Origin of the sequence: Yoonia maricola (genome assembly GCF_002797915.1) — a bacterium.
GTDB classification, from domain to species: Bacteria; Pseudomonadota; Alphaproteobacteria; order Rhodobacterales; family Rhodobacteraceae; genus Yoonia; species Yoonia maricola.
This window is the reverse complement of the sequence record NZ_PGTY01000001.1, coordinates 106243-132400: the sequence shown is the minus strand read 5'-3', so window position 1 is coordinate 132400 and position 26158 is coordinate 106243. Positions and strand designations below refer to the sequence as shown.

The window sequence follows — 26158 nt, the reverse complement described above, 5'->3', positions numbered from 1 at the left end:
TCGCTACCTTCTTACACATCCCGTGATCTTACGCCGCCCTACCACGACAGCGGTTCACGGTCGCGGAAAAAGCCGCCTGAAGGACCATCACCGGGTAAAGTCGCAAGCCAGACGGCAGTGTCCGCAGCCTCTTCCGGCGAGCGGGTCGCGTCGGCGCCGCCCATGCGGGTCTGCACCCAACCGGGGCACATGGAATTGATCTTGATAAAATCAGGGGTATCGCGATCCGCAATGACGGTAAGTGCATTCATGGCCGCCTTGCCAATCGCATAGGCCCCACCGCCACCGAGTCCTTGTGTGAAGCTACCCCAATCGGACGAGACATTCACGACCCGGCCATAGCCCGCGGCCGTCATAGCGGGCAATGCTGCTCGGATCAGCGCATAGGGACCATTCACACTAACCTGTAGCGTCTCTTCAAATCGTCCCGGATCATCAAAAACACCACCATCCCACAACACGCCTGCGTTGTTCACAAGCACAGTGACGTCTGTAATCGCGTCATGAAAAGTCTGCGGGTCGGTCAGATCAAGTGCCATTGCCTGCGCACCAATCTCTGCCGCAACTGCTTCGCCCTCGGCCAGATCGCGGGCGCCAACACGGACCTCCAGTCCAGCGTGCAACAATGCAGAAGCAATAGCCTTGCCAATGCCACGGTTCGCGCCTGTGACCAAAGCCGTCTGCATCCGTTCTACCTCACCTTCAAAGTCGCCAGCCCGATCATCGCCAGGATCAGTGAAATGATCCAGAACCGGATCACGATCTGCGGCTCGGCCCACCCCTTTTTCTCATAATGGTGGTGGATCGGCGCCATCAGGAAAACCCGTTTGCCGGTCCGCTTGAAGTAAAGCACCTGAATAATCACCGAAAGCGCCTCGAGCACGAAGAGGCCACCAACGATTGCCAGCACGATCTCGTGTTTGGTCGCGACCGCAATTGCCCCCAATGCGCCGCCCAAGGCCAACGATCCGGTGTCGCCCATAAAGACCGCAGCAGGTGGTGCGTTGTACCAAAGAAAGCCCAAGCCGCCACCGATCAGACCGGCCGTAAAGATCAGGATTTCACCGGTTTGCGGTACATAATGCACATCCAGATATTCGGTAAAATCGGTCCGTCCCACCGCATAGGCGATAATCCCAAAGGTGCCTGCCGCAATCATCACCGGCATGATCGCCAAACCATCAAGGCCATCCGTGAGGTTCACCGCATTGGCGGCCCCCACAATGACGATAATCGCAAAAGGCACAAACAAGATGCCCAGATTGATCAGCGTATCCTTGAAAATCGGCAAGGCGAGTTGATTGCTCAGATCATCCGGGTGATAGGCCGCAGCCCAATATCCCGCGACGCCTGCTATCAATATCCCCAGCAAAATCCGCACCTTGCCGGAAACCCCGGCAGTGGTCTGCTTGGACACTTTAGAATAATCATCGGCAAAGCCAATGGCCGCGAAAGACAAGGTCACAAACAACACCATCCAAATGAATGGATTGTCCAATCTGGCCCACAAAAGCGTTGAAAACGTCAGCGCCCCTACGATCAGCAGGCCACCCATGGTCGGCGTGCCTGCCTTCACGAAGTGCCCCTCTGGTCCATCATCACGGATCGGCTGGCCCTTGCCCTGCCTGCGCCGCAACACGTTGATCAGCGGCGGCCCAAAGATGAACCCGAACAAAAGTGCCGTCATAAAGGCCCCACCGGCCCGGAAGGTGATGTAACGAAAGAGGTTAAAAAAGTCGCCACCGTCCGAAAGCGCTGTGAGCCAGTATAACATTTATAATACCTTATTGTTGTTGCGAGCGGCGATGCCCGAGTTTTCGGATGGCGTCAACGACAAGGCTGACTTTGCTGCCCTTGGAGCCCTTCACCAGCACCACATCGCCTGCATCGACAAGGCGCGGTGCCTGCGGCACCAGTTCCGCCGCCGTTTGTACCCAGTATCCACGCTGTTCTTCCGGCAGCGCTTCCCACAAGTGGCGCATCAAGGGGCCCGCGCAATGGATCAGGTCAAGCTTTTGAAGATCAGCGTTCACTGCCATGCCCCTGTGCATCGCCTCTTCTGCGTCACCAAGCTCCAGCATGTCGCCAAGGATCGCGATGCGGCGGCCTTTGATAATGCGGCCGACATTGTCTGTCGGGGACGAGGCGGCAAGCACTTCAAGCGATGCTATGAGCGATGTTGGATTGGCGTTGAACGCATCATCCAGCAACTCAAGGCTTTCGCCATCTTTGGCTGCGTCGGTCACGATCACTTCGCGCGCGCCACGCCCTGCAGGCGGCGCCCATCCCGCAATGTCGAGCGATGCCGCAACCGGATCAGCCCCCAAAGCCTCTGCTACGGCCAATACGCCAACGGCATTCATCGCAAAATGGCGGCCGGGGACAGAGAGTTTGAACAGATAGTCCTCAGAACCGCGAGAGGCATTGATCACAGTTACATCGCCCGTAATCCGCACATCCTTGACGGCCCAATCGGCGGCGGTTTCACCAAACAATATCTGCTTGACACGGCATTTAACCGCGTGATCCTGCAAAATCTGGCTGGTCTCGATATCGCTGTTCAACACCGCAATGCCGCCCGGCTCTAACCCATCCATAATGCAGGCCTTCTCAACCGCGATTCCGGCAAGGCTATCAAAAGAGGCCAAATGGGCGGCTGCGACAGTGGTGACCATTGCAACATGAGGGCGCGTCATCTGCGACAGTGGCGTAATCTCACCCGGATTGCTCATCCCAATCTCGATCACGGCATAATCCGTATCCGAAGGCATCCGCGCCAATGTCAGCGGCACGCCCCAGTGGTTGTTGTAGGACGCTTCAGCCGCATGGCATTTGCCTTGTTTTTCCAGCACGGCACGCAGCATTTCCTTGGTCGAGGTTTTACCGACGGACCCGGTAATCGCCGCGATCTTGGCACCGGTCCGCGCCCGGGCGGCACGCCCCAAGGCCCACAATGCGTCCAACACATCCGGCACAATTAGAAGCGGCGCATCTTCGTCCACATCATCGGGACGATGGGTCACCAACGCCGCAGCAGCCCCCTTCTCCAGCGCCTGTGCCACAAACTCATGCCCATCGCGTACATCTTTCAACGCAACAAACAGATCACCCTGCGCAATCGTGCGCGTATCAATCGAAACACCCTGCGCGTCCCAGTCTTGCGTGGCTTGGCCACCAGTCGCATCAGCTGCCTCTGCGGACGTCCAAAGTGCGGTCATATCCAACCCTCAAGGGCGGCCACAGCGACACTCGCCTGTTCCACATCATCAAAGGGCAGCACGGTATCACCCACCACTTGCCCTGTCTCGTGGCCCTTGCCCGCGATCAGCAAAGCATCCCCTGCGCCCAGCATATCAATGCCGCGCAAGATGGCCTCGGCCCGGTCACCGACCTCGGTGATACTATCCGATCCACCCGCATCAACGGCACCAGCCATCACAGCCGCACGGATCATCGCTGGATCCTCGGAGCGGGGGTTATCATCCGTCACAATCACGATATCGGCATGCTGCGCCGCCGCAGCCCCCATCAAAGGGCGCTTGCCTGCATCGCGATCGCCACCCGCGCCCACGATCACGATGATCCGGCCCATCACATGCGGGCGCATTGCTTTGAGCGCAGTTTCAACGGCATCTGGTGTATGCGCATAGTCAACGAACACGGCCGCACCGCTTTGGCGGGTGGCAGCCAACTCCATGCGACCACGCACAGTTGTCAGATATTGCAGTGTATCGAATACCTCGTCAGCGTCAGCACCCGCTGCGATCACCAAACCCGCGGCTAATAGGACGTTCTCTGCCTGAAACCCGCCAATCAATTCCAAACGCGCTTGCCGTGCCCGGCCCTGCCATTCAAAAAGCAAATCCTGCCCGGTTGCATCAAACCGCTGGCCGGTCAGGCGCAAGCGGGCATCCGGGTGACGGCCCACGCCAATCACCTCTTGCCCGCGTGCGGTACAGATCGCGGCCACTTCTGTGCCTTTTGGGTCGTCAAAGTTGATCACGGCAACGCCGTCTTCGGACAAGACACGCTGGAAAAGTCCCATCTTGGCATCGAAATAAGCCTCAAACGTCTGGTGATAATCAAGGTGGTCTTGGCTGAAATTCGCAAACCCCGCAGCCGTCAATAGAACACCATCCAAACGCCGCTGATCCAGCCCATGCGAGGAGGCTTCCATAGCAACGTGGGAAATCCCGTTCTTGGCAGCCTCAGCCATGACGCGGTGCAGTGTAATCGGCTCTGGCGTCGTGTGTTTGAGAGGGTGGTTCCATGCGCCCTCAACCCCGGTTGTGCCAAGGTTGACACCGGGCAAATCCAGCTCTTCCCAGATCTGGCGGCAGAAGGTGGAAACAGACGTCTTACCGTTGGTCCCGGTGACCGCAACCACCGTCTTGGGATGGGCACCGAACCAAAGCGAAGCTGTCTGCGCAAGCGCCTGTCGCGGGTCTTGCGCCACGATGACAGCCGCATCAGAAGCCGCCAATACATCAGCTGCAATCGCCGCCCCCTTTGCGTCCGTCAGGATCGCACCGGCCTGCATACGCAACGCATATTGGATGAATTCACCCCCGTGCACCTGCACGCCCGGCAATGCGGCAAATAAGAAACCCGGCTTCACATCACGGCTATCCACAGCCAACCCGGTGATCTGCGCTTCGCGCGCGCCGCGTGCCGTCAGACCCAGTTCCGCCAGTGATTTCATTGCCCGCCCTCGCCTAGTTTGCGGTCAGTGTTACACCGACCTGTTGAGGCGTGTCCACTTGCGGACGCAAGCCCAAAAGCGGTGCCGTGCGGCGGATCATTTCAGCCGCCACAGGGACAGCCGTCCAACCCGCTGTGCGACGTGGTTCGTCACCTGAATTCTCGGAAGGTTCATCCAAGGTGACGATCAAAACATACTGCGGATCATTGGCCGGAAACACCGTTGCAAAGGTCGAAATCACCTTGTCATCATAGTAACCACCCCCTGCCGCGCGCGGCTTATCCGCCGTACCGGTTTTTCCGCCAACCGCGTATCCGGGCACTTCACCGAATGACGCAGTGCCGCGGACAACCACCTGCCGCAGCATTTCACGCGCACGTGCGCTCACCGCTTCGCTCACGATACGCGGGCCCTGTTCGACATGATCCCGGCGCAGCAAAGTTGGCTCAACCCGTGTGCCGCCATTCAGCAACGATGCATAGCCAGCGGCCAGATGCACCGGAGATGACGAAAGCCCATGCCCATAAGAAATCGTCATCGTTGAAATCTCCGACCAATTGGGTGGCAACAACGGCTTACCAGTCGGCGCTTCGACCATCTCAAGCGGTGTCGGCTCTAAAAACCCCAGTGAATCCAAAAACGCCCGCTGCCGCTCGCCCCCGATCTGCATGGCGATACGTGCCGTGCCGATGTTAGAGGATTTGACGATCACGTCCGTTGTGCTGAGTTCCGGACCATAATTACGGAAATCCCGAATACGGAACCGACCCCATGTCAAAGGGCCTTGCGTGTCAATCATGGTGTTGGCGTTGACAAGGCCCAGTTCCATCGCCTGCGCAGTGGTGAAAATCTTGAAGACGGACCCCAACTCGTAAACACCCTGCACCGCGCGGTTGAACAGTGGGCTGTCAGATTGATCACCCGTCGCTTGCACGCGCGGGCGATTATTGGGATCGAAATCCGGTAGCGACACCATCGAAATGATCTCGCCAGTATGCACGTCCATCAAAACGGACGTCGCACCTTTTGCGTTCATAATCGACATACCACCCGCCAATACTTGCTCGGCAGCGGCCTGCACGGTCAGATCAAGTGAAAGTTGAAGCGGCGCACCTTCATTGGCGGGGTCACGCAGGTAGCTATCAAATTGACGCTCCACACCTGCCACGCCAATCACCTCAGCACTGGCTACACCTTCGCGGCCGTAACTGGCACCACCCAAAACATGCGCGGCAATCGGGCCGTTAGGATAAAGGCGCATCTCGCGCGGACCAAAAAGAAGGCCGGGTGAGCCAATATCGTGGACAGCCTGCATTTGCTCTGGGCTGATCTGACGACGGACCCACAGGAACCGACGATCACCTTCAAAGTCTTTCAGCAGCTCGGCTTCATCCAATTCGGGGAAAATCTCGGCCAGCTCTTTGGCGGCATAGGCCGGATCAATCATGTCACGCGGGTGGGCATACAGCGAATGGGTGGCAAGGTTTGTTGCCAAAATACGCCCATTTCTATCAATTATATCAGAGCGTTGCCCGATAATCGGGTTACCTACAGCAGAGGCGCTTGGCTCCTCAGGGACGGAAGACGCCAAAGCGCCCATGCGCATCCCGATCAGACCAAAGGCGCAAAAGAATGCCAAGCCAAGAACCAGCAAACGCCCCTCGGCGCGTTGGCGCTGCTTGTCGGCCATCGCCTCATGTCGGCGGGCACGGTTTTCAGCCTCAATCGCGTCAGGGTTTTCACCGCGAGCACGTGCCTTGAGGATACGGGCCAGTGGACGAAGTGGTGCACGACTCATAGGTCACCTTCCATCGCGGCGCGTTCGTCAAAGGACAGTTCAATCGGGTTCGTAATCGGCAAAATCGGGGGCAATGGGTAGATGATCTGATCAACCGCGCCAAAGGCGTCGGGCATCAGCGGAAGTAAGCCAAGACGGTCAAAGTTCAGATCAGCCAAATCAGCCAACCGATCCGGGCGGTTCAGATAAGCCCACTCAGCGCGCAGCATACCTAAACGCTCGTGCGCCGCACCGATTTCACCGTGCAATCCGCGCACCTCGGCAATCGCCGACTGCGTTTTATAGTTTTCCTGATAGGCCCAAAACGCGAGCCCCATAACAGCCAAAGCTGTCAGTACATAAAACAGACCACGCACCTTACCGGCCCCCCTTTTGTTTCTTCATCGGCATGCCCAGCTTTGCCGGATCAATCGCTTCAGCCGGCGCATCCGTGCGGATCGCGACACGCAGCTTGGCGGAACGAGAACGCGGGTTTTCCGCCAGTTCCTGCTCATCCGGCCCAATCGCTTTACGCTTCTCGATACGCCACGCCGGTGTTATCTGCGCCACTTCCGGCGCATAGCGGTTCGCATTCGCGGTATTGCCAGACCGCGCCTGCAAGAACCGTTTGACCATCCGGTCTTCGACCGAATGGAACGTCACGACAGCCAACTGCCCGCCGGGTTTCAACGCGCGTTCGGCCGCCATCAGCCCGTCGGCCAACTCGCCATACTCATTGTTCACAGCAATACGCAGCGCCTGAAACGTCCGCGTTGCCGGATGTGATTGACCGGGCTTTGCACGCGGCAAGCACCCCTCCACGATCTTTGCCAATTGCAATGTCGTAGTGAGCGGGCGCGCTGCGACAATCGCCTTGGCGATGCGGCGCGATGCACGTTCTTCGCCGTAAAGGTAAACGATATCAGCAAGCTCTGCCTCATCCGCGTCATTGCACAGATCAGCGGCAGAGGGGCCATCTTGGCTCATCCGCATATCCAGCGGGCCGTCACGCATAAACGAAAAGCCGCGCTCGGCCAGATCAAGCTGCATGGAACTAACACCAAGATCCAGCACCACACCATCCAGATCAGACCCGTATTCATCCAGCTTGGAAAACACACCATCGACCGTTTGAATCCGGTCGCCATAGCCACCAATCCAATCCGCCGCCATTTCAAACGCCAGCGGATCACGGTCTACGCCAATCACCTTATCCGCACCAGCGGCCAGTAACTCTCGCGTATATCCACCGTTCCCAAACGTCCCATCCAGCCAGACCCCAGAAACGGGCGAGACCGCTGCGATGAGCGGTCTAATCAGGACAGGAATATGGGGTGAGGTTTCAGCGGCAGCAGACATCGTTTAACCATCCAAAAGGATGAGAGGATCATACCCATCCTCCTGCTCTCCAAGCCAGCCAGAGAGGTCATCGGCAACCTCTTTGCTGAATGTCTCAGCCTTCCAAATCTCGAAATGGTCACCCAACCCGCTGAACGTCAGCTCACCATCCGTCAGCCCCAGTTTCTGGCGTTGCTTGATGGGCATGACGGTACGGCCATCCTTATCAACGTCCAGCTTGATGGATTGACCAATGATCAAACGCGACAGTTTCTTCTTATCCGAAGACCCACGCGGCAACGCATTGATCTGCGCCACAACCGCGTTGAATTCGTCAACCGTATAGCCGTGCAGCTGGTTTTTCAGATGATCGCCATAAAGAAGGTACATGCGGGGCGACAGGCCCGGGGTCCACTCTGGATCACCCGCTTCGAGCACACGACGAAAATCGGCAGGGATCGACATGCGCCCCTTACCGTCCACCTTTTGGGTGTGTTCGCCTGTAAAACTCAGAACCACTGTCCCTCGGTCCTCAACTTGCCCCCGGAAATTTGCCTTAGATGTGAGAACGGCGGATTGATCTGCTGCCACTGATCAATCCGCCGCCTCGTCCCTTACGGGAAGTCCGACTGCGCGTGCCACCTGGGGGGATGTCTGCTCGCTCACGCGCCGGATCTAGTTTCGGTAATGGCGAAGCCTGTATGAAACCTGCTTTTGTGCCGGTTGGGGTTCTTAAGTTGCCCCGTTTGAAGTCGTGTCCGTCATTACCGTGAAACAGTTGTGACACCAGATCGCTCACCGATCAACACCTTTTTGGGAATTCATGGTACTAGATGGTGTTTTCGGGGGCGCCAACAAACAAGATATTGCAAACAAACAGCCAAAACTGCAATAATTGTAGGGCACTTGATGCCACAGACCACTACATATAGTCAAATACGGGTATCGCGACAGCTAACAGATATTCTCAATTTTTCTGCTGCCTGAAGCACACAGAGGCCCCTATTGAGCCTTAGATAGCCAGAATTTACGCGAATTGTGATTCGAAATCCGCATTGATTCCATAAATTCCCAAGACTGTGATGTAAAAACCAAACCGCTACAGGCGGCGGTACATCACAAAGGCATCGACCAGACCCAGTACAGGATGATCAAATGCATCGGGGATCGTGCCAACCGTCTCGAACCCGAGACGATGCCACAGGCGGACAGCACCTTCATTGCTGGCCAACACAAAATTGAACTGCATGGCGCGATAACCCAAGCGGCGTGCTTGGTCCTGACTATGTTCGCAAAGCCGGGCAGCAATCCCCTGCCCCCGCGCCGCCGGGCTGACAATATAGCCGCAGTTGCAGATATGCGCGCCGCCACCCGGTTTATTGGTCCTGATGTAGTAAGTGCCGACAATCATGCCGTCGCTTTCGGCAACATAAGTCACACGGGCCTGCGTCACCCAAAGTGCGCGCGCTTCTTCTTTGCTGATCTCAGGATCAACGGCGTAGGTATCACCCGCGCGAAAGACATCACGCAACAGTGGCCAGATCAGATCAAAATCTGCTGACGTTGCTGCACGGATATCAATCAAGCAATACCGCCCTCGATAAAGCGGCGGGCCATCGCGCGATAGGCATCGGCCATCGGGCCATCGCCTGCGGCAATGGGTGTGCCCGCGTCCCCTGCAAGACGTGTGTCCAGATCAATTGGCAAAGCCCCCAAGAACGGCACGCCGATCTTTTCGGCCTCGGCAGCAACCCCGCCCTGCCCGAAGATATGGCTTTCGGTGCCGCAAGAGGGGCAAACAAAGGTCGACATATTCTCGATCATGCCCAGTACGGGCGTGCGCAGCGAGCTAAACATATCCAGCGCCTTACGGGAATCAAGCAAGGCAACATCTTGCGGGGTGCTGACAATCACAGCCCCCGTCAACTCTGTCTTCTGGCACAAGGTCAGTTGCACATCACCCGTGCCGGGCGGCAAATCAACAATCAAGACATCCAGCTCGCCCCACTGCACCTGCCCCAGCATCTGCTGCAACGCACCCATCAACATCGGGCCACGCCAGACGACGGCCTTGCCCTCTTCCATCATCAGACCAATCGACATCATCGTGACACCATGCGCCTGCAAGGGGATAATCGTCTTACCATCAGGACTGCCAGGGCGTTTATTCACCCCCATCATGCGCGGCTGGGAAGGTCCGTAGATATCTGCATCCAACAGGCCAACACGGCGGCCTTCGCGGGCCAAGGCCACAGCAAGGTTCGACGAAACAGTCGATTTGCCTACACCACCCTTGCCCGAACCGATGGCAAGAATACGATCCACACCAGAAACCTTGGCAGGGCCCGCCTGCGGTGTCGGGTGGCGACCGATTTTCAATGAAGGGGGTTCTGCCGGTTTTGGCGCAGGGCCATGCGCTGTCAGCACAACTGTCACAGTTTCCACACTGGGCAAGCGACGCACGATATCTTCTGCGGCACGGCGCACACCATCCATCTTGGCGGCTTCGCCCGGATCAGCGGCCTCGATCACGAAACGGACTGTGCCATCCTCAATATTCAGGGCGCGGATCATGTCGCGCGACACCAGATCATCGCCGCCGGGCAAGGTGAGTCGGGACAGCGCACCTAGAATGTCATCACGGGTCACAGTCATAAGAAGCCCTCAAGTTTTTAAACTGTCTAAATTCCAACCACCATCTGGCATGTTTCAGGCAAATCGCAAGGGCCTGGAAACAGATGCACAAAATTACGACAGATTGATAACGATAGGTCAGGAATGTTTATGCATTTTCTGCATAGCAGCATTGCGCAATCGGGCATTGTGCAACTGCAGCATAATCATACATCCTTATCACAACAGCGCGGCAAAAGTCGCTGCATTCTGAATAACACTGAGTAGTAAGATGACCGTACAAACAGAAACATTCCTCGCTGGCAACTCCTTGTCCACACGCTTTGCCGCTTTCCGCGCGCAGCTTGCTGACAATGCCGCAAAACGCAAAACCTACCGGAAAACACTGTCCGAACTGGAAACGCTTTCCAACCGCGATCTTGCCGATCTGGGCATTTCGCGCAGCATGATCAAAGGCATCGCTTACGAAGCGGCCTACGGCAAGTAATTCAAGAATTCGGATCTGTCGCCTCCTCCCTTTAGGCAGATCTGGACAAGGCCCAACACCTCACCTCCTCCCGAGGTTTGGGTCACATATAAGGTGGCGGCATCCACCTCCTCCCGGATGCCGCCACTTTATGACACAAGTTTCGGAACCGCCCATCCTCCTCCCGGGTTGGAACCGATCATACCGCTGGCGGCGCTCACCTCCTCCCGAGCAATGCCAGCGAGGATGCGCCCCGCTTCTTCTCCTCCCGAGACGCGAGGGGGCGCTGATAAATAAGAACGGTCATGTCCACCTCCTCCCGGACATGGCCGTTTTTGTTTTTAGGGGTGGATGTGTTGTGGGTAAATTCGATTTGGGGCCAGCGTACTGGATGATGCACCGTATACCAACGTCCGCTCCTCAGGATGCAGCCAAGAATGTGACAAAATCAATCCGCGTTTCGCCAAGGGATTGTGGCACAAGATTTTTCAATGCTTTCGGGCGCGTCGCCGCCAGTGACAAAAACGACCGTTTTTGGCAGAGAAGCTCTGTCATGGGGTTTTTGTCCGCAAGCAGTCGTTCGGACAAAATGCAGCTAACAACTGGTCTGAGCCCTCTTTAACGGATGCTGCGCGGCGCATTAACGGACACGAGTTGCGCAAACCTGCCGTCCGTCGAGTTGTCCCAGATGTCGGCTTACCAGTGATGAAGTCATGTGGCACGATGTTTTCGTCAGGAGACTGGAACAAACATGCGACGACGACTTGTACCAATTGTCACCTCTAGGCTGACAATACGCGAACTCTCAAAGGGTGATCTGGAGCCGGTGTTCCTTACCCTCGGATCAGAAACTTCAGGAGGCCGGATTTTCGAAACAAAAACTGTTTCAGAGGCGGAGCGCTGGCTAAACAATCGAATTGCTGAACACTCAGAGCTTGGCTACAGCATCTGGGCAGTTGAAACGAAGGACGCAGTTTTTGTAGGTGTTTGTGGGCTGATACCGTGGGAACCGTTCCCGATGATTTGCTACGCTATACGCAAACAATATCAAGGTAGAGGTTATGGCACCGAGGCAGCTAAAGCCGTCATCGAGCGTGCCTCAGAAGAGTTTAGTTCGATCATTTCGACAATTCGAATTTCGAACACGGAATCAATCCGTGTCGCAGAAAAGATAGGGATGCAGGTCAGCGACACATCATTTTCTGAAGACCCGATGTTGAGGTCATATCTATATCCCTGAGAGCACCCAACCGTTGCACTGGACATTCGCTGCAAAGCAGAACTCTTGTAGTCTGGGCTCAATGTGGTCATCGGACCATCACGATGTGCGGCCACCTGTGCTGACGATAACAAATCGCGGGTTGGAGACTATTTTTTCAGCCGAACTATGACGTTGCAAGATTGGTTCGTCTCGCCATATTCCCTGAAACCAGTCTCTTAAGAGGAGCAGTGGATTTTGAATGAACACCTTCATCTCTGGTTAGGTCGCTTTCAGAGCGACACTGCTTTGGCGGAACTTTTCGAAGAGCAATATGAAGACAGAGCTAGGCCGCTAAACGGCTTTGCCGCGTCTCAGGGCCAAAGGCGCTACGATCATGACTTCATTGAATATCGAGTGGGCAACGGAGAAGCTCTCGAAGATTTGATAAGGCTCAACAGCTATTCCCAATTTTACCTAGAACAGGTGCTCGAAGCAGCAAGGGCCTCTCAGCTGCAGGACGCAAATCTGTTTATCCTGGCTGACGCGAAAGAGTTTAGAACCCCGATGAACATCGAGAAAACAGGGGTTTCCATGACGTACCTTGGGCAATTTTCCTATCGAAAATGAAAGTCGGCTTCGTCCGCGACCGGGTCATCTAGGCGTCAGTTTTCGCCGCACCGCACATGAACGGCTGCTTTTTCCGCCGCATTGCGGCAAGTTCATCCCAAATGATGACGAAGGCTTCAGAATGGCTTGATGCCGCTCATGTCGCGAAGTAGCCAGTACCAACCATTGGTGTCAAAGCAGCGAATGTCTCAAAAGTCCGCTCAGCGGTTGTCCAACAAATGCAAATTCAACGTCAGCTTCAACAAGAAAATCGGTCAAAACCCAACGTTTGTGTCACCAGTGCAAATGACCGTTTGTGACCCATGCCATTCACCTAAAGCCGCCATTGGCGCAACCGCAGCGAAATCATCCCTTGCCCCGCATAACTGACATGTCGCACCGCATCCCTACCCTCTGACATCTTTCGGCGTCCCCATCACCATGTAACTCGTGATCGACCGCACATGCGGCACCGTCCCCAATATCTCGGTATGAAATGCCTTATAGGCCGGCAAATCAGCGACCTCGACGCGCAGCATATATTCGAACGCCCCGGCCACGTTGTGACACTCCGCCACCTCATCGGCGCGTGCCATTGCTTGCTCAAACCCGGTCTGGGCCGCCTTGGTGTGTTCTGCCAGCCCAACCGCCACATACACCACATAAGCCCGCCCGGTCTGTTCAGGATCAAGCCGGGCGCGGTAGCCTTTGATCACGCCACTGCGTTCCAATTCCTGCACACGCCGCAAACAGGCCGAGGGCGACAGCCCAACCTTGTCAGCCAGTTGCAGATTGCTCATGCGGCCATCGCGAGACAGGGTGCGCAATATATTGTCGTTTATTAGATCAATCTTCATCATAAGTTGCAGATATACCTGATAACATCGCACCAAAGCAATTTCATTGTGCCAATACCTGCGTAATATTGCGCAATGACCTATGAAATTCTCATCGCCCTCGTCGGTTTTGCCTTTGCCAGCTCCATCACACCAGGACCCAATAACCTGATGTTGATGGCATCGGGCGCCAACTATGGCCTGCGCCGGACTGTGCCGCATATGCTGGGCATCTCAATGGGCCATGCCTTTATGGTGGTGATGGTGGGGATTGTTCTGTTGCAGGTGTTTGAAACTTATCCGATCCTCAACATACTCCTCAAAGTGCTGAGTGCGACCTATATGCTCTGGCTCGCGTGGAAGATCGCCAACGCCGTCGCGCCAGAGGCGAGCGAGGTGACCGGCAAACCCTTTACCTTTATTCAGGCGGCTGCCTTTCAATGGGTGAACCCCAAAGCATGGTTCATGGCCATCACCGCCATCAGCGCCTATGCCCCGCAGGACAACGGCGTGCTCATTGGCGCTGTGATGGTTGCGCTTGTCTTCTCTGCCGTAAACCTACCGTCCGTCACTGTCTGGGCATGGATCGGCGTGCAAGTACGCCGCTGGCTGGGCACCGCCAAACGGTTGCGGGTATTCAACGTGTCGATGGCTGTGCTGTTGGTGGTGTCGCTTTATCCGATGCTGATGACCTAAAACGGCACATCATCCGCATTGTCCGCGCTCACGATAAACCGCGCCACGACATGCTTTGATCCGGCCTTGTCAAACTCGATCACCAGTTTATCGCCTTCAATCCCCATCACCTCGCCATAGCCGAACTTTTGGTGAAACACCCGCTCGCCTTCGGTAAAGGCACTGACCGCATCCATATCAATCGTCATATTGCGCGCCTCAGAAGGCATCGACATCCCCCGCTGCTGGCTGCGCGATTGCAAGCGCTTCCAGCCGGGCGAGTTGTAGACATCCGCCTTATGCGCCTTTTCATGCAGGTCCGAGCCCACCATGCCCGCCATCGCAGGGGAGGCTGAGGCAGACATGCCAGCCGCACCATAGCCGCCGCCATAAAGACCGGGTGGCGTGAGCACTTCGACGTGCTCTTGCGGCAACTCATCAATAAACCGCGACGGCATCGCCGATTGCCATTGGCCATAGACGCGGCGGTTCGCGGCAAAGGACACGGTACAAATCTCTTCCGCGCGGGTGATACCGACGTATGCCAGGCGGCGTTCCTCTTCGAGGCCTTTCATGCCACTTTCATCCATCGATCGCTGCGAAGGAAACAAGCCATCCTCCCACCCCGGCAGGAACACAGCCGGAAACTCCAGCCCCTTAGCGGCGTGCAGCGTCATAATGCTGACTTTCTCGCCCTGCTCTTCCTGCTCGTTATCCATGATCAGACTGACGTGCTCGAGGAAGCCTTGCAGATTCTCGAAATTCTCCAGCGCCTTCACCAGTTCTTTGAGGTTCTCCAACCGCCCCGGCGCCTCTGGCGTCTTATCGTTCTGCCAAAATCCGGTATAGCCGCTTTCATCAAGGATCATCTCGGCCAGTTCAACATGGGTATCCGCCTCGGCCCGCACCTGCGCATGCCAGCGGTCCAGACTGGCAACCAGAATGGTCAGTTCTTTCAGCCCCTTGCCGCCCAGCAGTTTGCCCTGACACACCAACCGCGCACCCTCAACAAGCGATACACCGTTGGTCCGCGCGGTCCGTTGGATGGTCTGTACGGCCTTATCCCCCAAACCACGTTTGGGTGTATTCACAATCCGTTCAAACGCCAGATCATCCTCAGGGCTGACGGCCAGCCGGAAATAGGCCATCGCATCGCGGATCTCCATGCGCTCATAAAACCGCGGGCCGCCAATCACGCGATACGGCAAACCAATCGTCAAGAACCGATCTTCAAAGGCGCGCATCTGATGCGACGCCCGCACAAGGATCGCCATATCATCCAGACCCATCGGAGCCATGCCCCGTGTCCCACGCTGCATCGCCTCAACCTCTTCGCCGATCCAGCGGGCCTCTTCTTCACCATCCCAATGGCCGATCAGGCGCACCTTTTCGCCATCTTCGCGCGAGGTGAACAGCGTCTTACCTAACCGTCCCTTATTGGCCGCGATCACGCCTGAAGCAGCAGCCAGAATATGCGGGGTCGAGCGATAATTCTCCTCCAACCGCACCACATGGGCGCCGGGAAAATCCTTTTCAAACCGCAGGATGTTACCCACCTCAGCGCCACGCCAGGCATAGATGGACTGGTCGTCATCACCCACGCAACAGATGTTCTTATGCGACGCGGCCAGTAGGCGCAGCCACATATACTGGGCGACGTTGGTATCCTGATACTCGTCCACCAGAATGTAGCGGAACCAGCGCTGGTACTGCGCCAACACGTCCGGGTGGTTCTGAAAGATCGTCACCATATGCAAAAGGATGTCGCCAAAATCGACGGCGTTTAGGTCCAGCAAGCGGCGCTGATAGGCGGCGTAGAGTTCTGGGCCTTTGTGATCAAACGCCCCGCTTTCAGCCACTGGGATCTTATCGGGGGTCAGCGCCTTGTTCTTCCAGCCATCAATAATGCCCGACAGCATCCGCGCGGGCCAACGTTTGTGATCGATGCCAGCGGCCTCAATCAACTGTTTCATCAGCCTGATTTGATCGTCAGTATCCAAAATGGTGAAATTCGATTTCAATCCAACCAGTTCTGCATGCCGGCGTAACTGCTTGGCACAGACCGAGTGGAAAGTGCCCAACCACGGCATCCCTTCAACCGCTTCGCCCATCAGCCCGCCAATCCGCGATTTCATCTCGCGGGCGGCCTTATTGGTAAAGGTCACCGCCAAAATCTCATGTGGTCTGGCAGTGCCCGTCGCCAGCAAATGGGCAATCCGCGTCGTCAGCGCCTTCGTCTTGCCTGTCCCAGCACCTGCTAACATCAATACCGGCCCACTGAGCGTCTCAACCGCCTCGCGTTGCGCCGGGTTCAGCCCATCCAGATAAGCCGCACTCGGCCGCGCCATCGCCTGCTGGCTCAGCGGTACAGCGGCGGCCTCAAAGGCGTCATCTTCGGAAAAACTGCTCATCCCCTACTCATAGCGCCATCCGCACCGCGTGAAAAGGCTTGTTCTACTTCCGTTCCACCCCTCTCATTTTCCAAAATACCTCAGCCGGAGGCACCCGCCCATTGCCAAACGCACCACGCGCACAATAGCGTGCGCCCTATGACCCTGCACAGCCGTTATCCCGCCATCGCTGATCTGAAAGCCCGCGCGCGTCGCCGTATCCCGCATTTCGTCTGGGAATACCTCGACAGTGCGACCGGGGTAGAGGCCACGCAAAGGCGCAACCGCGACCAGTTGGATCAAGTGCTTTTGAACCCCTCGATCCTGCACGGCGAATTCACGCCCGATCTGTCCGCAACCCTTCTGCGGCAAACCCATCCGCTGCCTATCGGCATCGCCCCTGTCGGCATGTCCGGCCTGATCTGGCCCGGCGCAGAACAGATGCTGGCGCGGACAGCCGCGCGCGAAAACATCCCCTTCACGCTGTCAACCGTGGCCAGCCAACTGCCTGAAGACGTCGGCCCGTATGCAGACGAACATGCCTGGTTCCAACTCTATCCACCCCGCGATCCGGGCATCCGCGATGACATTCTGAAACGTGCCAAAGACAGCGGATTTCACACCATCGTTTTGACCGTTGATGTCCCTGTCGCATCACGCCGTGAACGGCAGACACGCGGGGGGCTGACCCAGCCACCCAAACTCACCCCGCGTCTGGCGATGCAGGCCGCCCAATGCCCCGCATGGCTGAACGGCATCCGCAAAACCGGCATGCCACGCCTGCGCCTGATGGAAAGCTATTCCAACGTCAAAAGCACCCTGCCCTCGAACGAACATATAGGTTACCTGCTGCGCACATCGCCTGATTGGGATTACTTCAAATCCCTGCGTGATGTCTGGGACGGCCCGCTGATCGTCAAAGGCGTCGGCAACGCAGATGACGCCGCCCGCTTGACTGATGAGGGGGCTGACGCGATCTGGGTCAGCAACCATGCAGGCCGCCAGTTTGACGGCGGGCCCGCGACCATCGAAACGCTGCCTCAGGTCCGCGCTGCCACCCACCTGCCCGTCATCTTCGACAGCGGCATCGAAGGGGGGCTCGACGTCCTGCGCGCCCTCGCACGCGGCGCCGACTTCGTGATGCTTGGCCGTGCTTTCCACTATGGATTGGCCGCGCTAGGGGAACCGGGTGCGGCCCATGTGCTGGATATCCTGCGGCAGGACATGATCAGCAATATGGGCCAATTGGGTACGAAAACGCTCAAAAACCTGCCAGATCGGCTGCGATCTACCCATTAATCGTTATGGACGATCCCAGTTTTCCCCCTTACCAATGCTGCGACTGCAAAGGGACGCACTATGACTGACTTCACGAAAATCCTCATCGCCAACCGGGGCGAGATCGCCATCCGCATCATGCGCGCCGCCAATGAGATGGGGAAGAAGACGGTCGCCGTCTTTGCCGAAGAGGACAAACTGGGCCTGCACCGCTTCAAAGCGGATGAGGCGTATCGCATCGGTGAAGACCTCGGCCCTGTTGCAGCGTATTTGTCCATCGACGAAATCATCCGCGTCGCCAAGATGTCTGGCGCCGACGCGATCCACCCGGGCTATGGTCTTTTGTCCGAAAACCCTGATTTCGTGGATGCCTGTGCCGCAAATGGCATTACCTTTATCGGCCCCAAGGCTGACACCATGCGCGCCTTGGGCGACAAAGCCAGCGCGCGCCGCGTCGCGATTGAGGCTGGTGTGCCGGTCATCCCAGCGACAGAGGTGCTGGGCGATGACATGAAAGCCATCAAGAAAGAGGCGGCGGCGGTCGGATATCCATTGATGCTCAAGGCGTCATGGGGCGGCGGCGGTCGCGGGATGCGCCCGATCATGTCCGAAGATGAGTTGGAAGAAAAAGTCCTCGAAGGCCGCCGCGAGGCCGAAGCGGCCTTTGGCAACGGCGAAGGTTATCTGGAAAAGATGATCATGCGCGCCCGCCATGTCGAGGTGCAAATCCTGGGCGACAGCCACGGCCAGATTTACCACCTGTGGGAACGCGACTGTTCGGTCCAGCGCCGCAACCAAAAGGTCGTGGAACGCGCCCCTGCCCCCTATCTGAGCGGGACACAACGCGAGCAGCTCTGCAATCTCGGCAAGAAAATCTGCCAACACGTAAACTACGAATGCGCAGGCACCGTTGAATTCCTGATGGATATGGACAGCGGCGAATTCTACTTCATCGAGGTGAACCCGCGCGTGCAGGTCGAACATACCGTGACCGAAGAGGTTACAGGCATCGACATCGTGCGCGCCCAAATCCTGATTGCCGAAGGCAAATCACTGGTCGAGGCGACCGGCTGTGCCAGCCAATATGACGTGAAACTTGATGGGCACGCCCTGCAATGCCGGGTCACAACGGAAGACCCGCAAAACAACTTTATCCCCGACTATGGGCGCATCCAGATGTACCGCTCTGCCACTGGCCCCGGCATCCGGTTGGACGGCGGCACCGCCTATTCTGGCGCGGTCATCACGCGTTATTACGACAGCCTGCTGACCAAAGTGACCGCCCGCGCACCCACACCGGAAATGGCGATTGCGCGGATGGACCGCGCCTTGCGCGAATTCCGTATTCGTGGCGTATCCACCAATATTGCCTTTGTCGAAAACCTGCTCAAACACCCGGTGTTCCTGAACAACGAGTACCACACCAAATTCATTGATGAGACACCGGACCTCTTCAACTTCACCAAACGGCGTGACCGGGCCACAAAAATCCTGACTTATATCGCGGACATCACCGTGAACGGGCATCCTGAAACAGCAGGCCGCCCACGCCCTGCTGCCGACGTGAAACCACCACGCCCACCCGTCAAACCGACCACTGATGTGACCCCCGGCACCCGCAACATCCTTGACCAATTCGGACCAGAGGCCGTGGCCGATTGGATGCGCGATCAAAAGCAGTTGCTGATCACCGACACCACTATGCGCGACGGGCATCAATCCCTGCTCGCCACACGCATGCGGTCGATTGATATGATCAACGCGGCCCCTGCCTATGCCGCCAAAATGCATCAGCTGTTCAGCGTCGAATGCTGGGGCGGTGCGACATTTGACGTGGCCTATCGCTTCTTGCAGGAATGCCCATGGCAGCGCCTGCGCGACATCCGCGCGGTCATGCCCAACATCATGACCCAAATGCTGCTGCGCGCCTCCAACGGGGTCGGCTACACCAACTATCCAGACAATGTGGTGCAAAGCTTTGTGGCACAGGCCGCCAGTTCTGGCGTTGACGTTTTCCGCGTGTTCGACAGCCTCAACTGGGTCGAAAATATGCGTGTCGCGATGGACGCGGTCATCAAGGCGGAAAAGGTCTGCGAAGGCACGATCTGCTACACCGGCGACCTGATGGACCCGAACCGGGCCAAGTATGACCTGAAATACTATGTCGGCATGGCGAAAGAACTGGAAGCAGCAGGCGCGCATGTGCTTGGCCTGAAAGACATGGCTGGGCTGATGAAACCCGCGGCTGCAACTGCGCTCGTCAAGGCCTTGAAAGAAGAAACAAATCTGCCAATCCACTTCCATACGCACGACACATCAGGGGCGGCAATTGCAACGGTCCTCGCGGCCTCTGCCGCCGGTGTCGATTGTGTCGACAGTGCGATTGACGCACTCTCGGGCAACACGTCGCAGCCAACACTGGGGTCCATTGTCGAAGCGCTGCGGGGCGACGACCGCGACACCGGGCTCGACATTGCAGCCATCCGCGAGATCAGCAACTACTTCGAACAGGTGCGCGCGCATTACGCTGCATTCGAATCCGGGCTGCAAGCCCCTGCCTCCGAAGTCTATTTGCACGAAATGCCCGGCGGGCAGTTTACGAACCTCAAAGCCCAAGCGCGGTCCTTGGGCCTCGAAGAACGCTGGCATGAGGTCGCCCAGACCTATGCGGACGTGAACGCAATGTTCGGCGATATCGTAAAAGTCACGCCATCCTCCAAGGTCGTCGGCGACATGGCCTTGATGATGGTCAGCCAAAACCTGACCCGCGCAGAGGTCGAAGACCCAAAGGTCGATGTGGTCTTCCCCGACAGTGTCGTGGACATGATGCGTGGCGATCTGGGCCAGCCGCCCGGTGGCTGGCCCAAAGCCATCCAGAAGAAAATCCTCAAAGGCGACAAGCCGATCACGGAACGTCCCGGTAAGCATCTGCCCCCGGTCGATTTAGAGGCAACACGCGCTGATCTGTCCAGCCAATTGGACGGGAAGACGGTCGATGACGAAGACCTTAACGGTTACCTGATGTATCCGAAAGTCTTCCTTGACTACATGGGCCGCCACCGCACCTACGGCCCGGTCCGGACGCTGCCCACGCGCACATTCTTCTACGGCATGGAACCAGGGGAAGAAATCGTTGCTGAAATCGACCCCGGTAAAACACTCGAAATTCGTCTGCAGGCTGTGGCAGACATGAACGAAGATGGTGAGGTCAAAGTTTTCTTTGAACTCAACGGTCAACCGCGCACAATTCGTGTCATGAACCGGCTTGCAGCGTCCGAGAAAATCTCGCGCCCCAAGGCCGAGGATGGCAATGATAACCATATCGGTGCCCCGATGCCGGGGGTTGTCGCGACGGTTGCTGCTGTTGCAGGCAAAGAGGTGAAAGAAGGCGATCTGCTGCTGACCATCGAAGCGATGAAGATGGAAACGGGCATCCATGCCGAACGTGATGCGGTGGTAAAGGCCGTACATGTGCAGGCGGGCGGGCAGATCGATGCCAAGGACCTGCTGGTCGAGTTCGAGTGATGCTGCGTATTTTCATTATATGTATGTTAATTATGGCCCCCCTTGCTGCGCCGCTCACAGCACAAGAGGGGGATCCAACTGTCGGTGTCGAAGCGACCGACCAAACGATGAATAATGCAATCGCCGCCGCTCAGCAAAGCCTGCCCCTGTTTCTTTGCACCGCCACGAACGCGGAAGGCTATGGACCTGAGGGCGGTTTTCTCAAAGTGCAAGTCCCGGTCAAAAGCCGCGAAATAGAGCATGAGATCATCTGGGTTGGTCCTTTTGCCGCTTGGGATGGCGAAAATTTTGCAGGGATTCTTGCTAATCAACCGAATAACATGCCCGGATTTAACCGTGGTGATCAGTTCGATTTTACCTACGACATGATCGTCGATTGGAGCTGGCGCTATCCGACAGGTGCCAACTACGGCGATTACACCACGCGTGTGCTTTTGTCGTGGGCCGGTGATGAGGCTGCTTTGGCCAAATACACCACGCCGCCCTTCGCGCAGGAGTGGTCTTGCGAGTGAAGCTCGCCCTACTTTCCATCCTTGTGCCAGATTATGATGCGGGCATTGCCTTCTTTGTGGATCAACTTGGGTTTGATCTTCTGGAAGATACCGACCTTGGCGGAAGTAAACGCTGGGTCCGGGTGGCACCTGCAGGGGCCGAAACCGGGTTTCTGTTGGCCAAGGCAGTCGGGGCGGAACAAACCGCCACGATTGGCAATCAGGGCGGTGGCCGCGTCTGGCTGTTCCTGCAAACAGATGACTTTGCGCGCGATCACGCAGCGATGCGCGCCAAGGGTGTGACATTTGAGGAAGCGCCGCGCCATGAACCGTATGGTCAAGTGGCAGTGTTTCGCGATCCGTTCGGAAACAGATGGGACCTGATCGAATTCAAGGGCTGAAGGCATGCAAAAAATTCTTCTAATCAGCGACCTGCATATCACTGCGCCGGGTGACCAGATCATCGGACTTGACCCGTCGCAACGTCTGGCGGAGGCTCTTGAGGCGTCCACCGCAGCCCATCCCGATGCGGCGGCCCTGGTCCTTCTGGGTGATCTGACCCACAATGGCGAGCCGGAAGAGTACCGCGAGCTTGCCCGCATACTGGCCAACGTTGCTATGCCAACTATCCCGATGCTCGGCAACCACGACCGGCGTGATGCGTTTCTTGCCCAATTTCCAGATGCAGCACAAACCGCATCAGGTCATATTCAGCAGTGGTGCGACATAGGTCGGCACCGGATCATCACGCTGGATTCGCTCGACGGCCCACCCTACCCCAACGGGCATCATGAAGGTTGGCTTTGTGATGACAGGCTCGCATTTCTTGAAGATGCGCTGATGCGCCGCGACGGGCGCCATGCCATCGTTTGCATCCACCACCCACCCTTTGAAACCGGCATTCCGGGCATGGACATGATCAAGCTGCGCAACGGGTCCGCGTTGCTGGATCGTCTTGCCTGCCACGGCAACCTCCACCTGATCTGCGGCCATGTGCATTTGGCGATCTCTGGAAACGCGGGCGGCGTGCCTTGGACTGTTTTAAAGAGCACCTGTCATCAGGGTATCGTCGATCTGGTCGATCCCAACCCGCATTTGTCGTCAAATAACGCAGGGGCTTACGGACTCGCTCTTCTAACGGATAACGGATTGATCCTGCACAGCGTCGATGTGGGAACAGAGGCGCAGGTATTCGGCGGGTATACGCCAGACGCATAAGCGCTGCGCGCGCTAAATCGAAAAACTGGGATTTCTTTCGATTTTAGTCTTGCAGAACGGCCAGACTCTTTATAGATCAGCCCTCACGAATTGGCGCGCGGGCGTAGCTCAGGGGTAGAGCATAACCTTGCCAAGGTTAGGGTCGTGAGTTCGAATCTCATCGCCCGCTCCAATTCGAAAAACCAAAAGGCCGCAGCATGTGCTGCGGCCTTTTGGTTTTTTTAGGTTCGTCCATCGGCATCATTCCGATCGCACCAATTCTAGCCTGCCTTCGCGGCAAAGGATTGTGGTGATTGCACCCGATGCAGAAGCGGGTGCTTATGGAACAATGCCGCAACCTCGGCACTTATGGCGTCTTCGACATCCTCCAACACGGCGCGCTTGTCCACTTCTTGGCTTTGTTCTGCAACAACATCTTCCATTCTATGGAAGGTAAATGCGGGATCAGTTGCCGCGACTTCGGCCATCGCGGGGGCGGCAATCGCAACATCCGCATAACAGGGTGCCCCGCTTTCGCTATCATCGCGCGGTGGCATCATACCTGCCCGCGCCAGCACCATGGGATCAAGCTGCGGTGTTTCATCGGCCTGATCGGCACTGGCATTCTGCGCCACCCGTGCCACCGCCGTTTCAACATTGCTGACAGCAGATAAAGCCAGCTTTCCCAACAACTGTGGCGCAGTGTCAGAGCCCACCATCCCATAAAGACTGGGGATCAGATCATAAAGGTCATCGGTTTCATCAGCCGTGCGATCGGTTAGCAAAATCGCACTCAGGTAAGGGTTTCTCCGCTCACCTGACAGCGCGATGGCATGGGTCAGCTGCCCCTCTATCCGCTCATCCATCACAAGCAGATCAATCGTATCAACGCGGATCAGCGCGTGTGCGACCGCCTGCGTGTCGACCGACAGGATCTGAAATCCTTTGTCAATCAACGCTTGCGCGGTTTCAACGGATGCTTTTGCATCGGCACGTAGAATGAGGGCCTTCATCGGATTCTCCTGATCAGTGGCAGCTGAGGCCACCATAAGAATCAACTCCTTAAATTTTGTTGAAAATGTCACAGGGTTTTTGCGACGGGCTTGGCCCCTGCCCCGGTTCCGCCTATAGAGCGGGGGCACCAACCAAGGACGCGGAACCATGCGGACAGCGACAATTACACGGGCGACGGCAGAAACAGACATCACCGTCAACATCAACCTTGATGGGACCGGCACATATGACAACCAAACCGGCGTGGGCTTCTTTGATCACATGCTGGATCAACTGTCGCGTCACGCGCTGATTGACATGACGATCTGCGCCAAAGGTGACCTACACATCGATGATCACCACACGGTCGAGGATGTGGGCATTGCCCTTGGGCAGGCGCTGACCGAAGCACTTGACGACAAACGCGGCATCCGCCGTTACGGAAGCTGCCACCTTGCGATGGACGACGCACAAGTGCGTTGCGCGCTGGATCTGTCTGCGCGGCCCTATCTCATCTGCAACCTTGATCTGCCTTTCGGCAAGATCGGCACTTTCGACACCGAATTGGTGCGCGAGTTTTTCCAAGCGCTCAGCACCCATGGCGGCATCACGTTGCACATCGACAAGCTGCACGGCTTTAACGCCCACCATATCACCGAAGCAGCGTTTAAATCGGTCGCGCGTGCGCTACGCGAAGCGATTGAAACCGATCCGCGCAAGGCGGACGCGATACCATCGACCAAGGGCAGCCTATGACCACAGCACTTGTCGATTACGACAGCGGCAACCTGCATTCAGCCCAAAAAGCGTTTGAACGGATGGCAGCAGAGGTTGGATCGGGGTCCATCATTGTGACCTCTGACCCTGATGTCGTGTCCAAGGCAGACCGTATTGTGCTGCCCGGCGATGGGGCCTTCCCACATTGCCGGGCCGAGCTTTTCGCGCGCACAGGGCTGGCCGAAGCAATTGTCGAAGCGGTGACCACCCATGCGCGCCCCTTCTTTGGGATTTGCGTCGGTATGCAGATGATGGCCACGACGGGCCACGAATACGAAGAGACGCCGGGCTTTGACTGGGTCGCTGGCGATATTCGCAAAATCGTCCCGGCAGACCCCGCGCTGAAGGTGCCCCATATGGGCTGGAACGACCTGGTCATCGACAACCCGCATCCGGTGTTGGACGGGCTTGCGACGGGCGATCACGCTTATTTCGTGCATTCCTACGCGATGGATGTGACCAACCCCGCCGAACGGTTGGCCCACGTGGATTACGGGGGCGATGTGACGGCAATCATTGGGCGTGACACGATGATCGGCACGCAATTTCACCCTGAAAAAAGCCAGGACGCCGGTTTACGCATGATCGGCAATTTCTTGCGTTGGACACCTTGACGGCCCAAACCATTGATATTGAATAGCAAAGCATAGGCAGGCGACACTGATATACGGTGTATGCCTACCCTTGCCCTCCTGACACTCTGGTCAGAGCACATCATCAGTGATTCAATGCAGGAATACATTCATCACCTCGTCATCGCGCCACCCAAGAGCGCCACAAGAAAGAGCAGAACAATGTTGCACCGTCGCCACTTCTTTGTCATCGCCGCCGGGGGGCTGGCTGCCTGTGGACGCCGCAGTGATACGTCCAGCAGCAGCCGGGCCGCGGACATCCCGCTTTACCCCAATGAAACGCCAGAGTTACGGCGTCTGATCAACAAATACGCCGATGTGCATGACATCCCGGTCACTTTGCTGCACCGGGTTATCATCCGCGAAAGCACACATAACCCGGCAGCACGCAACGGGCCCTATTACGGCCTGATGCAAATTTTGCCCGAAACAGCGGGGACCATGGGCTATCGCGGATCACCAGAGGGGCTCTTGGATGCAGAAACCAACCTGATCTATGCAGGGCGCTACCTGCGCGGAGCATGGCTGTTATCAGACGGGGATGAGCAGACAGCAGTGAACTGGTACGCGCGCGGATACTACTATGAGGCAAAGCGGCGTGGGATGCTGGTCGAGACTGGGTTGCGGTCGGGGTGACGCG

26 protein-coding genes and 1 tRNA gene are annotated in these 26158 nt (G+C 57.0%); 13 read left to right on the top strand and 14 right to left on the bottom strand.

What is annotated here, in order from left to right; translation table 11 throughout:
• Positions 1-38 precede the first annotated feature (38 nt).
• The 10 genes from BC777_RS00730 to BC777_RS00685 all read right to left on the bottom strand — a co-directional run bounded on the left by BC777_RS00730 (position 39) and on the right by BC777_RS00685 (position 10472).
• Positions 39-779, bottom strand: a complete 741-nt coding sequence (locus BC777_RS00730; RefSeq protein WP_211095314.1) for an SDR family NAD(P)-dependent oxidoreductase — start codon at positions 777-779, stop codon at positions 39-41.
• A complete protein-coding gene (mraY, locus tag BC777_RS00725; protein WP_100366262.1) occupies positions 692-1774 on the bottom strand; it encodes a phospho-N-acetylmuramoyl-pentapeptide-transferase in 1083 nt (360 codons plus the stop codon). The genes BC777_RS00730 and mraY overlap by 88 nt, the downstream gene beginning before the upstream one ends.
• 10 nt (positions 1775-1784) lie before the next feature.
• A complete protein-coding gene (locus tag BC777_RS00720; protein WP_100366261.1) occupies positions 1785-3218 on the bottom strand; it encodes a UDP-N-acetylmuramoyl-tripeptide--D-alanyl-D-alanine ligase in 1434 nt (477 codons plus the stop codon).
• Positions 3215-4702: a UDP-N-acetylmuramoyl-L-alanyl-D-glutamate--2,6-diaminopimelate ligase gene (locus tag BC777_RS00715; protein ID WP_100366260.1), complete on the bottom strand. Its 1488-nt coding sequence runs from the start codon at positions 4700-4702 to the stop codon at positions 3215-3217. The genes BC777_RS00720 and BC777_RS00715 overlap by 4 nt, the downstream gene beginning before the upstream one ends.
• Before the next feature lie 13 nt (positions 4703-4715).
• Entirely contained in the window at positions 4716-6500 is a 1785-nt protein-coding gene (locus tag BC777_RS00710) for a peptidoglycan D,D-transpeptidase FtsI family protein (protein ID WP_100366259.1), read from the bottom strand.
• Positions 6497-6856, bottom strand: a complete 360-nt coding sequence (ftsL, locus tag BC777_RS00705; RefSeq protein WP_168769032.1) for a cell division protein FtsL — start codon at positions 6854-6856, stop codon at positions 6497-6499. Before ftsL ends, BC777_RS00710 begins: the two co-directional genes overlap by 4 nt.
• A 1-nt stretch (position 6857) precedes the next feature.
• Entirely contained in the window at positions 6858-7838 is a 981-nt protein-coding gene (gene rsmH / locus BC777_RS00700) for a 16S rRNA (cytosine(1402)-N(4))-methyltransferase RsmH (protein WP_100366258.1), read from the bottom strand.
• 3 nt (positions 7839-7841) lie between these two features.
• Complete coding sequence (locus tag BC777_RS00695; RefSeq protein WP_100366257.1) at positions 7842-8336, bottom strand: division/cell wall cluster transcriptional repressor MraZ; 495 nt, start codon at positions 8334-8336, stop codon at positions 7842-7844.
• Positions 8337-8916: 580 nt separating this feature from the next.
• Complete coding sequence (locus BC777_RS00690; protein WP_100366256.1) at positions 8917-9402, bottom strand: GNAT family N-acetyltransferase; 486 nt, start codon at positions 9400-9402, stop codon at positions 8917-8919.
• On the bottom strand, positions 9399-10472 hold the full coding sequence (locus BC777_RS00685; protein ID WP_100366255.1) for an Mrp/NBP35 family ATP-binding protein: 1074 nt from the start codon (positions 10470-10472) through the stop codon (positions 9399-9401). The genes BC777_RS00690 and BC777_RS00685 overlap by 4 nt, the downstream gene beginning before the upstream one ends.
• A gap of 250 nt (positions 10473-10722) precedes the next feature.
• On the opposite strand from BC777_RS00685, the gene BC777_RS00680 reads away from it, so the two are divergent.
• On the top strand, positions 10723-10938 hold the full coding sequence (locus BC777_RS00680) for a DUF1127 domain-containing protein (RefSeq protein WP_100366254.1): 216 nt from the start codon (positions 10723-10725) through the stop codon (positions 10936-10938).
• 399 nt (positions 10939-11337) lie between these two features.
• Here the strand turns inward: BC777_RS00680 and BC777_RS19580 are convergent, their stop codons facing one another.
• A complete protein-coding gene (locus BC777_RS19580; RefSeq protein WP_281251748.1) occupies positions 11338-11472 on the bottom strand; it encodes a hypothetical protein in 135 nt (44 codons plus the stop codon).
• 196 nt (positions 11473-11668) lie between these two features.
• On the opposite strand from BC777_RS19580, the gene BC777_RS00675 reads away from it, so the two are divergent.
• A complete protein-coding gene (locus BC777_RS00675; protein ID WP_100366253.1) occupies positions 11669-12157 on the top strand; it encodes a GNAT family N-acetyltransferase in 489 nt (162 codons plus the stop codon).
• Between the two features lie 216 nt (positions 12158-12373).
• Positions 12374-12745, top strand: a complete 372-nt coding sequence (locus tag BC777_RS00670; RefSeq protein ID WP_168769031.1) for an immunity 22 family protein — start codon at positions 12374-12376, stop codon at positions 12743-12745.
• Between the two features lie 386 nt (positions 12746-13131).
• On the opposite strand, the gene BC777_RS00660 is transcribed toward BC777_RS00670, so the two are convergent.
• A complete protein-coding gene (locus BC777_RS00660) occupies positions 13132-13584 on the bottom strand; it encodes an Lrp/AsnC family transcriptional regulator (protein WP_100367937.1) in 453 nt (150 codons plus the stop codon).
• Between the two features lie 72 nt (positions 13585-13656).
• Between BC777_RS00660 and BC777_RS00655 the strand changes: the two genes are divergently transcribed.
• The gene (locus BC777_RS00655) at positions 13657-14256 is read left to right on the top strand and encodes a LysE family translocator (RefSeq protein ID WP_100366250.1); all 600 of its coding nucleotides are present in this window, start codon (positions 13657-13659) and stop codon (positions 14254-14256) included.
• On the opposite strand, the gene BC777_RS00650 is transcribed toward BC777_RS00655, so the two are convergent.
• Positions 14253-16646 carry an ATP-dependent helicase gene (locus BC777_RS00650; protein ID WP_100366249.1) on the bottom strand — a complete coding sequence of 798 codons (2394 nt, stop codon included), beginning with the start codon at positions 16644-16646 and terminating at the stop codon, positions 14253-14255. The two genes, BC777_RS00655 and BC777_RS00650, sit on opposite strands and share 4 nt — an antisense overlap.
• A 138-nt stretch (positions 16647-16784) precedes the next feature.
• Between BC777_RS00650 and BC777_RS00645 the strand changes: the two genes are divergently transcribed.
• The 6 genes from BC777_RS00645 to BC777_RS00620 all read left to right on the top strand — a co-directional run bounded on the left by BC777_RS00645 (position 16785) and on the right by BC777_RS00620 (position 23309).
• Positions 16785-17924, top strand: coding sequence for an alpha-hydroxy acid oxidase (locus BC777_RS00645; protein ID WP_211095313.1), 1140 nt, complete (start codon positions 16785-16787; stop codon positions 17922-17924).
• Positions 17925-17984: 60 nt separating this feature from the next.
• Positions 17985-21428: a pyruvate carboxylase gene (locus tag BC777_RS00640; RefSeq protein ID WP_100366247.1), complete on the top strand. Its 3444-nt coding sequence runs from the start codon at positions 17985-17987 to the stop codon at positions 21426-21428.
• A gap of 32 nt (positions 21429-21460) precedes the next feature.
• Complete coding sequence (locus BC777_RS00635) at positions 21461-21940, top strand: DUF2314 domain-containing protein (protein WP_168769030.1); 480 nt, start codon at positions 21461-21463, stop codon at positions 21938-21940.
• Complete coding sequence (locus tag BC777_RS00630; protein WP_375342409.1) at positions 21937-22320, top strand: VOC family protein; 384 nt, start codon at positions 21937-21939, stop codon at positions 22318-22320. Before BC777_RS00635 ends, BC777_RS00630 begins: the two co-directional genes overlap by 4 nt.
• Before the next feature lie 4 nt (positions 22321-22324).
• Positions 22325-23137: a phosphodiesterase gene (locus tag BC777_RS00625; protein ID WP_100366244.1), complete on the top strand. Its 813-nt coding sequence runs from the start codon at positions 22325-22327 to the stop codon at positions 23135-23137.
• 97 nt (positions 23138-23234) lie between these two features.
• A tRNA-Gly gene (locus tag BC777_RS00620) sits at positions 23235-23309 on the top strand.
• 88 nt (positions 23310-23397) lie between these two features.
• On the opposite strand, the gene BC777_RS00615 is transcribed toward BC777_RS00620, so the two are convergent.
• A complete protein-coding gene (locus BC777_RS00615) occupies positions 23398-24129 on the bottom strand; it encodes an imidazoleglycerol-phosphate dehydratase (protein WP_133122495.1) in 732 nt (243 codons plus the stop codon).
• A gap of 148 nt (positions 24130-24277) precedes the next feature.
• On the opposite strand from BC777_RS00615, the gene hisB reads away from it, so the two are divergent.
• From hisB to BC777_RS00600, 3 genes are all read left to right on the top strand, one after another.
• Positions 24278-24865, top strand: a complete 588-nt coding sequence (gene hisB, locus BC777_RS00610; RefSeq protein WP_100366242.1) for an imidazoleglycerol-phosphate dehydratase HisB — start codon at positions 24278-24280, stop codon at positions 24863-24865.
• On the top strand, positions 24862-25500 hold the full coding sequence (gene hisH, locus BC777_RS00605) for an imidazole glycerol phosphate synthase subunit HisH (RefSeq protein WP_100366241.1): 639 nt from the start codon (positions 24862-24864) through the stop codon (positions 25498-25500). Before hisB ends, hisH begins: the two co-directional genes overlap by 4 nt.
• Positions 25501-25680: 180 nt before the next feature.
• Positions 25681-26154 (top strand): lytic transglycosylase domain-containing protein, encoded by a 474-nt coding sequence (locus BC777_RS00600; RefSeq protein WP_100366240.1) that lies wholly within the window; start codon positions 25681-25683, stop codon positions 26152-26154.
• Positions 26155-26158: the final 4 nt, after the last annotated feature.